Origin of the sequence: Stenotrophomonas oahuensis (assembly GCF_031834595.1) — a bacterium.
GTDB classification, from domain to species: Bacteria; Pseudomonadota; Gammaproteobacteria; order Xanthomonadales; family Xanthomonadaceae; genus Stenotrophomonas; species Stenotrophomonas oahuensis.
Genome location: NZ_CP115541.1, coordinates 2348766 through 2361967 on the forward strand (window position 1 = coordinate 2348766; position 13202 = coordinate 2361967).

The 13202-nt window shown below is 65.5% G+C and carries 12 protein-coding genes; 8 read left to right on the forward strand and 4 right to left on the reverse strand.

What is annotated here, in order from left to right:
* Positions 1 to 12: 12 nt before the first annotated feature.
* The 3 genes from PDM29_RS10305 to PDM29_RS10315 form a co-directional block, all read right to left on the reverse strand.
* Positions 13 to 1371: a phosphohexomutase domain-containing protein gene (locus PDM29_RS10305; RefSeq protein ID WP_311190092.1), complete on the reverse strand. Its 1359-nt coding sequence runs from the start codon at positions 1369 to 1371 to the stop codon at positions 13 to 15.
* Between the two features lie 142 nt (positions 1372 to 1513).
* Positions 1514 to 2452, reverse strand: a complete 939-nt coding sequence (locus PDM29_RS10310; RefSeq protein ID WP_311190093.1) for an electron transfer flavoprotein subunit alpha/FixB family protein — start codon at positions 2450 to 2452, stop codon at positions 1514 to 1516.
* A complete protein-coding gene (locus PDM29_RS10315; protein WP_311190094.1) occupies positions 2452 to 3198 on the reverse strand; it encodes an electron transfer flavoprotein subunit beta/FixA family protein in 747 nt (248 codons plus the stop codon). The genes PDM29_RS10310 and PDM29_RS10315 overlap by 1 nt, the downstream gene beginning before the upstream one ends.
* A gap of 261 nt (positions 3199 to 3459) precedes the next feature.
* Between PDM29_RS10315 and rfbB the strand changes: the two genes are divergently transcribed.
* The 8 genes from rfbB (at position 3460) to PDM29_RS10355 (ending at position 9841) form a co-directional block, all read left to right on the forward strand.
* Entirely contained in the window at positions 3460 to 4515 is a 1056-nt protein-coding gene (gene rfbB / locus PDM29_RS10320; RefSeq protein WP_311190095.1) for a dTDP-glucose 4,6-dehydratase, read from the forward strand.
* 9 nt (positions 4516 to 4524) lie between these two features.
* Positions 4525 to 5412, forward strand: a complete 888-nt coding sequence (gene rfbA / locus PDM29_RS10325) for a glucose-1-phosphate thymidylyltransferase RfbA (protein ID WP_311190096.1) — start codon at positions 4525 to 4527, stop codon at positions 5410 to 5412.
* The gene (gene rfbC / locus PDM29_RS10330; protein WP_311190097.1) at positions 5409 to 5966 is read left to right on the forward strand and encodes a dTDP-4-dehydrorhamnose 3,5-epimerase; all 558 of its coding nucleotides are present in this window, start codon (positions 5409 to 5411) and stop codon (positions 5964 to 5966) included. Before rfbA ends, rfbC begins: the two co-directional genes overlap by 4 nt.
* The gene (rfbD, locus tag PDM29_RS10335) at positions 5963 to 6880 is read left to right on the forward strand and encodes a dTDP-4-dehydrorhamnose reductase (protein WP_311190098.1); all 918 of its coding nucleotides are present in this window, start codon (positions 5963 to 5965) and stop codon (positions 6878 to 6880) included. Before rfbC ends, rfbD begins: the two co-directional genes overlap by 4 nt.
* 67 nt (positions 6881 to 6947) lie before the next feature.
* Positions 6948 to 7904 (forward strand): UDP-glucuronic acid decarboxylase family protein, encoded by a 957-nt coding sequence (locus PDM29_RS10340; RefSeq protein ID WP_311190099.1) that lies wholly within the window; start codon positions 6948 to 6950, stop codon positions 7902 to 7904.
* Positions 7905 to 7915: 11 nt separating this feature from the next.
* A complete protein-coding gene (locus PDM29_RS10345; protein ID WP_311190100.1) occupies positions 7916 to 8860 on the forward strand; it encodes a glycosyltransferase in 945 nt (314 codons plus the stop codon).
* The gene (locus PDM29_RS10350; protein ID WP_311190101.1) at positions 8838 to 9239 is read left to right on the forward strand and encodes a GtrA family protein; all 402 of its coding nucleotides are present in this window, start codon (positions 8838 to 8840) and stop codon (positions 9237 to 9239) included. The genes PDM29_RS10345 and PDM29_RS10350 overlap by 23 nt, the downstream gene beginning before the upstream one ends.
* Positions 9236 to 9841, forward strand: coding sequence for a hypothetical protein (locus tag PDM29_RS10355; RefSeq protein WP_311190102.1), 606 nt, complete (start codon positions 9236 to 9238; stop codon positions 9839 to 9841). Before PDM29_RS10350 ends, PDM29_RS10355 begins: the two co-directional genes overlap by 4 nt.
* Positions 9842 to 9881: 40 nt before the next feature.
* Here PDM29_RS10355 and PDM29_RS10360 read toward each other — a convergent pair whose 3' ends face one another.
* Positions 9882 to 13190 carry a DEAD/DEAH box helicase gene (locus PDM29_RS10360; protein ID WP_311190103.1) on the reverse strand — a complete coding sequence of 1103 codons (3309 nt, stop codon included), beginning with the start codon at positions 13188 to 13190 and terminating at the stop codon, positions 9882 to 9884.
* Positions 13191 to 13202 lie beyond the last annotated feature (12 nt).

Genomic DNA, 13202 nt, shown 5'->3' on the forward strand with positions numbered 1-13202 from the left:
TTACGTCCTGAATCAGTGTTGGGCCGCGCTGCCGCCAATCAGGGCGGTCAGCTCATCGGTTTTGGCGCGCAGCAGGGCCGCGTCGCCTCGGGTTTCCACATTAAGCCGCAGCAGCGGCTCGGTATTGGAGCTGCGCAGATTGAAACGCCACTGCGGGAACTCGGCGCTGACACCGTCGGTGTGGTCCAGCGTGGGGTTCTGGTCGGCATAGTGCGCCATCACCCGCGCCACGGTTGCCTTGGCGTCGTCCACGCGGAAATTGATCTCGCCGCTGCAGGGGAAGGCGGCCATTCGGTCTGCCACCAGGTCGCCCAGCGAGGTGCCGCTGCGCGAAACCAGTTCGGCAATCAGCAGCCACGGAATCATGCCGGAATCGCAATAGGCGAAGTCGCGGAAATAATGGTGGGCGCTCATCTCGCCACCATAGATGGCGTCTTCCGCACGCATGCGTTCCTTGATGAACGCGTGGCCGGTTTTGCTCATGATCGGCACGCCGCCGGCCTGTTCCACCATTTCAATGGTGTTCCAGGTCAGGCGCGGGTCGTGGATGATCTTGCCGCCCGGCTGGCGCTTCAGCAGCGCGGTGGCCAGCAGCCCGACCAGGTAATAGCCTTCAATGAACCCGCCCTCGGCGTCGAAGAAGAAGCAGCGGTCGAAGTCGCCGTCCCAGGCAATGCCGAAATCCGCCTTGTGCTCGCGCACCGCATTGGCGGTGGCGTCGCGGTTTTCCGGCAGCAGCGGGTTGGGAATGCCGTTCGGGAAGTTGCCGTCCGGCTCATGCTGGATGCGGATGAACTCAAACGGCAGGTGCGGGGCGAGCTGGTCGATCACCAGGCCGGCACCACCATTGCCGGCGTTGACCACGATCTTCAGCGGCTTCAGCGCGCTGCGGTCCACATAGCCCAGCAGGTGCTCGATATAGGCGGACTTGTCGGTGTCCTGGCGCAGCGTGCCTTCCCCCGAAGGCAGTGCTGAATCGCCGGCGGCGAAGTCGCGAACGTCGAACAGGCCGGTGTCGCCACTGATCGGACGCGATTGCTCGCGGACCAGCTTCATGCCGTTGTAGTCCATGGGGTTGTGGCTGGCGGTCACCATCACGCCGCCAGCGGCCTGGCGGTGGAACGTCTGGAAATAGACCTCTTCGGTACCGCACAGACCAATGTCGATCACGTCACGGCCGGCCGCACGGAAACCGGCGGCCAGCGCCTGGTGGAGCTCCGGGCTGCTCAGGCGGATGTCATACCCCAGCACGACCGGGCCCGGGCCCAGCAGGCCGGCGGTACCCACGCCAATGCGCTTGGCCAGCGGCGGGTTGAGCTCATCGGGAACCCGGCCACGGATGTCATAGGCCTTGAAGCAGGGAAGCGTCATCAATCCAGTCCATTCGGGGGTGACCAGCGATTATAGCGGCCAGTTCTGAACGCGGTGTCGCCCCGGGTGCCATTAACTCGGCAGGGGCACAAAAAAGCCGCGCCACCAGTGGTGACACGGCTTCATTGACACAGGAAGGGCCTTAAAGCGCCGCTTCCAGCTCCGGCAGCAAGGTGAACAGGTCGCCAACCAGGCCGATATCCGCAATCTCGAAGATCGGCGAGTCCGGGTCCTTGTTGATCGCCACGATGGTGCCGGCGTCCTTGATCCCGGTCAGGTGCTGGATGGCACCGCTGATGCCCACCGCCACGTAAAGCTCCGGCGCGATGATCTTGCCGGTCTGGCCGACCTGCAGGTCGCTGGGCACGTAGCCAGCGTCCACGGCGGCGCGCGAGGCACCGACGGCAGCCCCGAGCTTGTCGGCCAGCTGGAAGATGATCTTGAAGTTCTCTTCCGAACCGACGCCACGGCCACCGGAGACCACGCGCTTGGCGCTCTGCAGGTCCGGGCGGTCGCTGGCACCGGCGGCCAGGCCGATGAAGCGGGTGTGGGTCGGCAGGGCCGCATCCACGCTGGCCGCTTCCACGGCGGCGCTGCCGCCCTGGGCGGCTTCGGGCCAGGAGGCGGCACGCACGGTGGCAACCACGATCTGGTCGGCCGGTACGTCCACGGTGATGATCGCGTTACCCGCGTAGATCGGGCGCTTGAAGCTGTGTGCGCCTTCCACGGTCATCAGGTCGGAGACCTGGTTCACGCCGAGCAGCGCAGCCACGCAAGGCATCAGGTCCTTGCCGAAGGTGGTCGACGGGCCGAACACATGGGTGTAGCCCTTGGCCAGCTGGGCGATCTGCGGGGCGAGCACCTGGGCCAGCGCCTGTGCGTTGGCCGCGTTGGCCACGGTCAGCACCTTGGCCACGCCGGCCAGCTGTGCGGCCTGGGCGGCCACGGCGGCGGGGTCGGCGGCCAGCACGACCACGTCGATGCTGGCACCGCTGATTGCGGCGGCAGCACTGACCGTCTTGGCGGTGGCCGGGTTGAGCTTGCCGTCGTGGTGTTCGGCAACAACAAGAATCTTGGTCATTACAGCAACCCCTTCTGCTTGAGTGCGGCCACCAGTTCGGCGGCGTCCTTGACCATCACGCCCTTGCTGCGCTTGCCCGGGGCGGCGTAGTGGGTGGTGTTGAAGGTGTCGGCGGCTTCCACGCCCAGGTCGGCCAGCGGCAGGCTTTCCAGCGGCTTGGCCTTGGCCTTCATGATGTCCGGCAGCTTGATGAAGCGCGGCTCATTCAGGCGCAGGTCGGTGGTGACCACGGCCGGCAGGTCCACTTCCAGCGTTTCCAGGCCGGCGTCGACCTCACGGGTCACCGTGGCCTTGCCATCGGCGATTTCCAGCTTGCTGGCGAAAGTGGCCTGCGGGCGGCCCCACAGCGTGGCCAGCATCTGGCCGGTCTGGTTGGCGTCGTCGTCAATGGCCTGCTTGCCGAGGATCACCAGGTCCGGCTGCTCCTTTTCGATCAGCTTGAGCAGGGTGCGGGCCGCGGTCAGCGGCTGGATGGCCTGGTCGGTGACCACGTGGATGGCGCGGTTCGCGCCCATGGCCAGGCCGTTGCGCAGGTGCGCCTGGGCGTCGGCGGGGGCAATGGTGGCGACCACGACTTCGGTGGCGATGCCCTTGTCGCGCAGACGCAGCGCTTCTTCCAGGGCGATTTCGTCAAAGGGGTTGGGGGACAGCTTGACGCCGTCGGTGACCACGCCGGAGCCGTCCGGCTTGACCTGAATGCGGACGTTGTAGTCCACCACGCGCTTGTACGCGACGAGGATTTTCATCTGGTGCTCGATCCTTCACTAACTGGGGAACGTCCGGAGCCGGAATCGGCCGCCGGGGCGGGGGTGGGATCTGGATTCTAACTGTCCTCGCGTTACCATGCGAATGCGTATGGTTATGTTGCGGTGCGGCATGGCGCTGCGCAGGAGCGCTGGCATTCACGCTCGGCTGGCAGTCGTGAAGGCCGACCGCATGTATGCTGTTGCGCTGTGTCACGCGGCCCAGAGACGGCCCGGACAAACCCAGATCAGGAGAACAAGTAAGTGCCCACATGGCTTGTCACCGGCGGTGCCGGATTTATTGGCGGTAACTTCGTACTGGAAGCCGTCGCCAAGGGTGTGCGCGTCATCAATCTGGACGCCCTGACTTATGCGGGCAATCTGAAAACCCTGACTTCGCTGGAGGGGGATTCCAACCACATATTCGTGCATGGCGACATTGGCGACCACTCGCTGGTGACCCGTCTGCTGACCGAATTCCAGCCCGATGCCGTGCTGAACTTCGCCGCCGAGAGCCACGTGGACCGCTCCATCGACGGCCCGGGTGCCTTCATTCAGACCAACGTGGTCGGTACCCTGGCGCTGCTCGAAGCCGTGCGCGACTACTGGAAGGCCCTGCCGGCCGACAAGGGCGAGGCATTCCGCTTCCTGCATGTGTCCACCGACGAGGTGTACGGCACCCTGGGCGAGACCGGCAAGTTCAGTGAAACGACCCAGTACGCCCCCAATTCGCCGTATTCGGCGTCCAAGGCGGCCTCGGACCACCTGGTGCGCGCGTTCCACCACACCTACGGGCTGCCGGTACTGACCACCAACTGCTCGAACAATTACGGCCCGTACCACTTCCCGGAGAAGCTCATTCCGCTGGTGATCGCCAAGGCGCTGGCTGGCGAACCGCTGCCGGTCTACGGCGACGGCAAGCAGGTGCGTGACTGGCTGTTCGTCAGCGACCACTGCGAGGCGATCCGCACCGTGCTGGCCAAGGGCCGGGTCGGCGAAACCTACAACGTCGGCGGCAACTCGGAAAAGCAGAATATTGAAGTGGTGCAGGCGATCTGCGCGCTGCTTGATGCGCGCCGCCCGCGCGATGATGGCCAGCCGCGTAGCAGCCAGATCACCTACGTGGCCGACCGCCCGGGGCATGACCGCCGCTACGCGATTGACGCCAGCAAGCTGAAAGACCAGTTGGGCTGGGAACCGAAATACACCTTCGAACAGGGCATTGCTTTCACTGTTGGCTGGTACCTGGACAACCAGGAATGGGTCAACGGCGTGCTGGACGGCAGCTATCGCCTGCAGCGCATCGGCACCAGTGCCTGAGGACACGACATGACGCAACGCAAGGGCATCATCCTGGCCGGCGGTTCCGGCACCCGGCTATATCCGATCACCAAGGGCGTCAGCAAACAGCTGCTGCCGGTGTACGACAAGCCGATGATCTACTACCCACTCAGCGTGCTGATGCTGGCGGGCATCCGTGATGTGCTGATCATCAATACCCCGCACGAGCAGGCGTTGTTCCATCAATTGCTGGGTGACGGCTCGCAGTGGGGCATGAACATCGAGTACGCCGTGCAGCCCAGCCCGGACGGGCTGGCGCAGGCCTACCTGATCGGCCGCGACTTTGTCGGCGGCAAGCCGAGCTGCCTGGTGCTGGGCGATAACATCTTCCATGGTCATGGCTTGACGTCGCTGCTGCGCAGCGCCGATGAGCGCCAGAACGGTGCCACCGTTTTCGGCTACTGGGTGAACGATCCAGAGCGCTATGGCGTCGCCGAGTTCGACGCCGACGGAAAAGTGATCGACCTGGTTGAGAAGCCGGCCAAGCCGCGCTCCAACTACGCGGTCACCGGCCTCTACTTCTATGACGGCAACGCCAGCGACTACGCCGCCGAGTTGAAGCCGTCGCCGCGGGGTGAGCTGGAGATTACCGATCTCAATCAGCGTTACCTGCGCGACGGCAACCTGCACTTGGAAGCGCTGGGGCGCGGCTATGCCTGGCTGGATACCGGCACGCATCAGTCGTTGCTGGAAGCCTCCAACTTCATCGAGACTATCCAGACCCGCCAGGGCCTGCAGGTCTGCTGCCCGGAAGAAATCGCCTTCGGCAAGGGTTGGATCAGTGCCGAACAGCTGGAAACGCTGGCTGCACCTTTGATCAAGAATGGCTATGGCCAGTATCTGCAGAAGCTGTTGCAGCGAGGCGTGGTGCCGTGAAAGTCGTTCCTACCGCGCTGCAGGGGCTGACCCTGCTCGAGCCGGCGGTATTCGGCGACGATCGTGGCTTCTTCTTCGAATCCTGGAACGCCGATCGATTTGCCGCGCACGGTCTGCCTTCGACGTTCGTGCAGAGCAACGTGTCCTCGTCCAGCAAGGGCGTGCTGCGCGGTCTTCACTATCAGTGGCCGCGGCCGCAGGGCAAGCTGGTTACCGTGCTGGCGGGGGAGGTCTATGACGTGGCAGTGGATATCCGCCGTGGATCTCCTACCTTCGGTCAATGGGAGGCGTTCATCCTCAGCGGAGAGAATCGCCGTCAATTGTGGATTCCGCCTGGCTTCGCCCACGGCTTTGCCGTGTTGTCCGACACCGCGCTGTTCCATTATCTGTGCACCGACGTCTACGTGAAGGAAGCCGACGCGGGCATCCGCTGGAATGATGCCGACATCGCGGTGGACTGGCCGATCAGCCAACCGCTGCTGTCGGCCAAGGACGAGCAGGCACCGTTCCTCAAGGATGTGCCCGAGGACCGGTTGCCGGTCTACCAGCCATGACATTTCTTGTACTCGGTGCGGGGGGGCAGGTGGGGCAGGTGTTGCTGCGTAGCCTGGCTCGCCATGGAGCCGTGGTGGGCGCGACCCGTAGCGGACACCTGATCGATGGGCGACCCTGCGAGGTTGCCAACCTCGATCAGCCAGACGACCTGCCGGCCCTGCTGGACCGGGTGCGCCCCGCCGCAGTGATCAATGCCGCGGCCTACACCGCCGTTGATGCCGCCGAGCAGGATGCAGCGTGCGCGCGCCGGGTCAATCGCGATGCGCCGGGGTTGATCGCGCGTTGGTGCGCGGACCATGCCGTGCCGTTCGTGCACTACTCCACGGATTACGTGTTCGACGGCAAGGGCAGCGTGCCCTACACCGAGCAGGATCCGACCGCGCCGCTAAACGTCTACGGCGTCACCAAGCGCGACGGAGAACTGGCGGTGCGCGACGCCGGTGGACGTCATCTGATCTTCAGAACCGCCTGGGTGTACGCCGCCTATGGCCGGAACTTCCTGCGCACCATGCTGCGGTTGGCGGCTGATCATGACAGCGTGCGAGTGGTGTCCGACCAGATCGGCGCGCCGACCAGCGCCCAGCTGATTGCCGACATCACCGCGCTGGCGCTGATCCATCCGGTAAAGCACTGCGGCACCTGGCACCTCACCGCTTCAGGCCAGACCAGCTGGGCCGGCTTTGCCGAGGCCATCTTTGCCGAGGCGCACAGACAGGGCGTGCTGCGTAAGGTGCCGCAGGTCGTGCCCATTTCTACCGCTGAGTACCCTACGCCGGCGCGGCGCCCGGCATGGTCGGTGCTGGATAACCGCCGCCTTCAGCGCGAGATGGGGCTGATCCTGCCGCCCTGGCAGCAGGGGCTGCAGCGCGTGATCGGGGAACTGGCCCAGGACGTTTCGCATACAATTGGCTGAATCCGAGCCAGCACCCGGTAACAGGGGGCGGCCCGTCCAGCGCCATGCCGAAACGCCGAGGAATGCCTTGAAGTTCACCCCCGATCAGAATCGCGTGCTTGTGACCGGCGGTGCCGGTTTCCTCGGCTCCCACCTGTGCGACCGCCTGATCGCGGCCGGGCACGACGTGCTCTGCGTGGATAACTTCTACACCGGCAGCAAGGCCAATGTGGAAGCGCTGCTGGGGCATTCCCGCTTCGAGCTGATGCGCCACGACGTCACCTTCCCGCTGTACGTGGAAGTGGACCGCATCTTCAACCTGGCGTGCCCGGCCTCGCCGATCCACTACCAGCACGACCCGGTGCAGACCACCAAGACCAGCGTGCACGGCGCGATCAACATGCTCGGCCTGGCAAAGCGCACCCGCGCGCGCATCCTGCAGGCCAGCACCAGCGAAGTCTATGGTGATCCGGAAATCCACCCGCAGGTGGAAGGTTACTGGGGCCGGGTCAATCCGATCGGCATCCGCAGCTGCTACGACGAAGGCAAGCGCTGCGCCGAAACCCTGTTCTTCGACTACTGGCGCCAGCACCAGCTGGAGGTCAAGGTCATGCGCATCTTCAACACCTACGGCCCGCGCATGCACCCCAATGACGGCCGCGTGGTCAGCAATTTCATTGTGCAGGCGCTGCGCGGCGAGCCGATCACCATCTACGGCGACGGCCAGCAGACCCGGAGCTTCTGCTACGTGGATGATCTCATTGAAGGCATGCTGCGCCTGATGGAAACGCCGGCCGAGTTCACCGGTCCGGTCAATATCGGCAATCCCACCGAATTCACCATGCTGCAGCTGGCCGAAACCGTAGTCCGTCTGGTCGGCGGCACATCGAAGATTGAATTCCGGCCACTGCCCTCGGACGACCCGCGCCAGCGCCAGCCGGACATCAGCCTGGCCAAGGCCACGTTCGACTGGGAACCGAAGGTGGCACTGGAAGATGGACTGAAAGAGACCATCGCCTACTTCCGTCACCGTCTGCAGGCGTAAGGAGAGGGCGCATGCGGAAAGTCGTGGTGATGCCGGTCTACGAGGACCTGGAAGCTTCGTCCAAGCTGTTTCTGGAGCTGGCACGGACCCAGGGCACTGACACGTTCATCGTTGCGGTGGACGATGGCTCCGTGCGCCAGCCGCTGCCGGTGTCGGCCATCGAAGCATCCGGGCTGGAAGGCGTGGTCATCAAGCTGCGCCGCAACGTCGGCCACCAGCGTGCCATTGCCATCGGCCTGAGCTACGTGGCCGAACAGTTCGGTGATGACGTGGTTGTCGTGACCATGGATTCCGATGGCGAAGACACGCCAGAAAGCATCACCGATTTGGTCAAAGGCCTCGCCAGCGACGACGTCGATGTGGTGGTGGCCAGCCGCCGCAGCCGGGTGGAGTCGGTGAAGTTCAAGGCGTTCTACATCGTCTACAAGCTGCTGTTCTCGCTGCTCAGCGGCCGACGCATCAGCTTCGGCAACTTCATGGCGGCCAAGATGCCGGCGGTGCGTCGTCTGGCCTCCATGCAGGAGCTGTGGATCCACGTTGCCGCCTGCGTGCTGGGCTCCAAGCTGCGGGTTGGCAACTGCCTGCTCGATCGTGGCCCGCGCTACGCCGGGCGCAGCAAGATGAACTTCGTTGGCCTGGCGCTGCACGGCTTCCGCGCGCTGATGGTGTTTGCCGAAGACGTACTGGTGCGGGTCGGCATTGCCTGTACGGTGGTGGCGGCGTTCTCCATCACCGGCGGCATCATCGCCACCGTGCTGAAGATGCTGGGCTTTGCCACGCCGGGCTGGTTCTCGCTTGCCGCAGGCATCCTGCTGCTGGTGTTCCTGCAGACGGCGGCGCTGACCCTGATCACCCTGATGCTCTCGGGCATGATCCGCAGTGGTGGCGTGCTGGGTGTGGGCAGCTACCGCGAATTCGTTGAAGACGTGCAGCATGCCGGCCGCCGCAGCGCGTAAGGGGTTGAGCGGCCAGCTGGTCCGCTTCCTGATCAACGGGCTGGTGGCCACCGCCGTGCATTTCAGCGTGCTGCACGTGTGCATTGAACTGCTGCACGTGCCGCTGGCCGCTGTAGCCAATGGCATTGCTGCGGTGTTTGGCATTACCGCCTCGTTCCTGGGCAATCGTTACTTCGTTTTCCCGGGTCGCCCGGGTAGCGCGTTCAAGCAAGGGTCTTTGTTCGTCCTGGTGTATGCCGGCATTGCCCTGCTGCACGCGCTGCTGATGTTTGCCTGGGCCGATTGGCTGGGGCTCGATTACCGAATCGGCTTCCTGCTCATCACCGGACTGCAGATGGTCTGCAGCTTCCTCATCAACAAATTCGTGGTGTTCAAATGAACAAGTTCCTGCGTGCTGGGCTGGCGACGGTGCTCTTCATCGTCGCGCTGCTGCTGGTGTACTACGTGCACATGCGCCACTTCCGGGTGAACGTGGTGCTGTATGCCAGCATCCTCGATGCGGTGATCGCCACGGTCGGAGTATTTGGCGTGCTGTACCTGCTGAAGTGGTTCCGCGACTTCAGCCGACTGGAGCTGATTCAGCTGGTGGTGATCTGGATGCTGGGCGGCTACGTATTCGCCATTTCCCTTCCCACCGTCATTGACCGCTCGCTGTCGTTCTACATTCTGGAGAAGCTGCAGCAGCGTGGTGGTGGCATTCGGGAGGACGCTTTCCGCCAGGTGTTCACCGAGGAATACGTACGCGAGCATCACCTGGTGGAGGTGCGCCTGACCGAGCAGCTGCAGTCCGGCACGGTGGAGATCCACAATGGCTGCGTCACGCTCACTGCGCGCGGCGAGCGGTTGGCGTCGTTCAGCCGCTTCTATCGGCAGAACCTGCTGCCGACGCACCGTCTGTTAATGGGCGAGTACACCGACGCGCTCACCGACCCCTTCCGCGACAGCCACATGCCAGTCGATTATCGCTGCAGCCGGGACTGACCGGTCTCGCCGGTCCCGGTGCTGGGGCAGGAGGGCTGCGCTACCCCTGCTTCCGCCGCCCCGCCGTCCCCCCAGGCAGCGGAGCCAGCAACGCCTGCAGATCCTCGTCGCTGAAGCGCGGGCCGGCGTTGCCGCCGTCATCCAGGATGGTGTCGGCCAGTGCCGCCTTGCGCTCCTGCATTTCCGCGATCCGTTCCTCGATGCTGCCGGCGGCAATCAACTTGTAGACGAACACCGGCTGCTCCTGCCCAATGCGGTGCGCGCGGTCGGTGGCCTGATTCTCCGCCGCCGGGTTCCACCACGGGTCGAAATGGATGACGGTGTCGGCCCGGGTCAGATTCAGGCCAACGCCGCCGGCTTTCAGGCTGATCAGGAAGATCGGCACCTCGCCCTGCATGAAGCGCTGCACCGGGGTTTGCCGGTCACGGGTCTGTCCCGTCAACATCACATACCCCAGCTTGAGCTCATCCAGCAGCTCCGCCAACAGGTCCAGCATGCTGGTGAACTGCGAGAACAGCAGAATGCGCCGGCCTTCTTCCACCATTTCCGGCAGCATTTCGCGCAGCAGTTCCAGCTTGGCCGATGCCGTGGCACCGGCACGCGTGCCGGGCAGCAGGCGGGGGTCGCAGCACACCTGGCGCAGCTTCAGCAGGGCGTCCAGCACCACAATGTGGCTTCGGGCCAGACCCTGCTGCGCAACTGCGTGGCGTACCTTCTCTTCCATGGTGGCGCGCACGGTCTCGTACATGTCGCGCTGCGCGCCTTCCAGCACCACGCTGCGGGTGATCAGCGTTTTCTCCGGCAGCTCCGCCGCCACCTCATCCTTGCGCCGGCGCAGCAGGAACGGACGCATGCGCCGGGCCAGCCATTGCGCGCGCTGGGTATCGGCATTGCGCTCGATGGGGTGGCGCCACTGCTGGTTGAACACTTTTTCGCTGCCCAGCAGGCCCGGCAGCAGGAAATCAAACTGGGTCCACAGCTCGCCCAGATGGTTTTCCATGGGCGTGCCGGTCAGGCACAGCCGGTGATTGGCCTTCAACGAACGTAGCGCCATGGCCGCGCGCGAGCGCGGGTTCTTGGCCTGCTGTGCCTCGTCCAGCACCAGCAGGTGCCAAGCCTGGTCGCGCAGTACCTCCTCATCGCGCCACAGCAGTGCGTACGTGGTCAGCACTACGTCGTGGCGCTCAATCTGCGGGAAGTTCTCCGCGCGTGAGGGGCCGTGCAGCACCAGCACGCGCAGATCAGGGGTGAACCGCTCGGCCTCGGCCTGCCAGTTGTGCAGCAGCGAGGTCGGCACCACCACCAGCACCGGCTGGCGCAGACGCTGCGCTTCCTTCTCCAGCTGGATGTGGGCCAGGGTCTGCAGGGTTTTGCCCAGGCCCATGTCGTCGGCCAGCACGCCGCCCAGATTGTGTTGGCGCAGGTGCTGCAGCCAGCTCAGGCCATCCAGCTGGTAAGGGCGCAAGGTGGCCTGCAGGCCCGCAGGTGGCTGCGCGGGCGTCATCTCCGGGCCATCCAGCAGGCGCTGGGCCACGCTGCGCGCCATCGTGTCGTCCTTGAGCCGCAGCCCGGCGGTCTCGTGCAGCGTGCGCAGACGGGCATGGTCGTGCAGTGGAACGCGCAGGCGCGAGCGGCGCGGGCCGAACAGGTCGCCCAGCAGCGCCACCAGCGGCTTGAGCCGGCCCGCGCGCAGTCCCAGCCGGCGTGGGCCGGTGGAGGGCAGCAGCACCAGCTCATCATCGGCAATCACCGATGCCGCGCCGCGCGACCAGCGCGGGTCGGTGTTCAACACCTGCTGCAGCAACGGAGCCAGCGCCAGGGTCTGGCCGTCCACCTCGATGTCCAGGCCGATCTCGAACCAGCCGGGCACGTCGCGGTCGGCCTGCACGTCCAGGGTGATCGCGTCGACCTCGGTCACCCGGTGGCGGAATGCGGCATCGGGTTCCACCCGCCAGCCCAGCGCCTCCAGCTGTGGCATCTCGTTCTGCAGGAACTGGGCCCAGTCGCCACTGCGTGGCAGGAACTGCGGTCCCGTGGCGGGCTGGATATCCAAAGGTCGCGGGTCGCGGTACAGGCCTGCTGCCTGCAGTTCGCGTTCGCGCAGGTGCTCCTCGGCCGCATCCCGGGCCAGCAGGCTCAGCTGGCCCCGATCGTCCTGCACGAACACCGATGGGTCATCCAGATGCCGGCTGTTGGCCCCGTACTCGAAGGTGGCGGTGGCGAAATCGCGCCATTCGGGAGGGGCGCGCTGGGGCAGCCACATGGGGCGGTGCTCCACGCTGTACAGGCGCAGAACCGGGACCACCGGCACCGCATCCAGCACCGGCAGCGCATCGCCGGTGGCCGGGTGGGGCAGGGCCGGGTCGATCTGTTGCAGGGTCTGGCTGACCAGCGCGGTCTCTTCGGGGAACACCCCGGGCAGTTCGAGAAAGGCACCGGCATCTTCGGCGGCCATCGCCAGTTGCAGCGCCCCCACCTCACCCGTGTCGACGTCCAGGTAGCAGCCTGAGCGGCCGTGCACGCTGCCGCGCCCACCGCCTTCCACCTGCAGCGAAGGCATCGCACGCAGGCGGCCGTTGTGCTCGCTGGCCTTCCAGTGCAGCGTGCCCGCACGCGGTTGTGCCCAGCGCGCCGGGACCGGCGCGATGGCGTCGGCAATGAAGGCGCGGCCGGTGGCGATGATCTGCTGCAGCAGGGCCACGATGTCGATCCGGTCACGGTTGTCGTGGTGGTGGTGCAGCAGCCACAGCTGTGACAGCACGGCGATGTCGTCTTGGGTGAGGTAGCCAGCCGGAGCCAGGAACAGGTCCGGTCCCAGGCTGAGCAGCTTCTCGCGTTTGACGGTGCCATCCGCGGCCCGCTTGGTGCGCTGCACATGCACGGCGAGGCGATGCTGGAACGCGGACAGGTCGTAGCAGATCCCGCGTGTCGGCCCGGCCGGCGTGGCCGGGCGGCTCGCGCTGCTGTGGCGCGCATGCCAGCGCGACAGCGCCTGCAGCAGTTCCGTGCGCGGTGGCTGCAGCAGGGTCAGGGGCGCGGCCGGCAGTTCCACCGGAGGGCTCACCTGCACCAGGTCCAGCCCCTGTGCCATGACCGCCGCCAGGTGCTTGCAGCCCTGGCCCACCGGGCAGCTGCATTCGGCCACCAGCGGGCTGCGGGCGGTGCGGGTGCTGGCTTTCAGGTCGACCCACACGTGGTACGGGCGACGTGCGCTGCCCTGCACCAGCGCGGTGATCTGGTCGTTCTGATGGCGCAGCTGGCGCACCGCGAACAGATAGTTGGCGCTTTTCTCCATCGTCCGCGGGTCGAACCAGCGGCGGATGTCTTCCTGGGTGTAGGTGGCTGTCATGAGGGGTCTCCT

Bases quoted from the DNA above. Each gene is read 5' to 3' on its own strand.
- PDM29_RS10315 (WP_311190094.1), bottom strand. From the start codon at position 3,198: ATGAAAATCCTCGTCGCGTACAAGCGCGTGGTGGACTACAACGTCCGC.
- rfbA (WP_311190096.1), top strand. From the start codon at position 4,525: ATGACGCAACGCAAGGGCATCATCCTGGCCGGCGGTTCCGGCACCCGG.
- PDM29_RS10310 (WP_311190093.1), bottom strand. From the start codon at position 2,452: ATGACCAAGATTCTTGTTGTTGCCGAACACCACGACGGCAAGCTCAAC.
- PDM29_RS10305 (WP_311190092.1), bottom strand. From the start codon at position 1,371: ATGACGCTTCCCTGCTTCAAGGCCTATGACATCCGTGGCCGGGTTCCC.
- PDM29_RS10355 (WP_311190102.1), top strand. From the start codon at position 9,236: ATGAACAAGTTCCTGCGTGCTGGGCTGGCGACGGTGCTCTTCATCGTC.
- PDM29_RS10345 (WP_311190100.1), top strand. From the start codon at position 7,916: ATGCGGAAAGTCGTGGTGATGCCGGTCTACGAGGACCTGGAAGCTTCG.
- PDM29_RS10360 (WP_311190103.1), bottom strand. From the start codon at position 13,190: ATGACAGCCACCTACACCCAGGAAGACATCCGCCGCTGGTTCGACCCG.
- PDM29_RS10350 (WP_311190101.1), top strand. From the start codon at position 8,838: ATGCCGGCCGCCGCAGCGCGTAAGGGGTTGAGCGGCCAGCTGGTCCGC.
- rfbD (WP_311190098.1), top strand. From the start codon at position 5,963: ATGACATTTCTTGTACTCGGTGCGGGGGGGCAGGTGGGGCAGGTGTTG.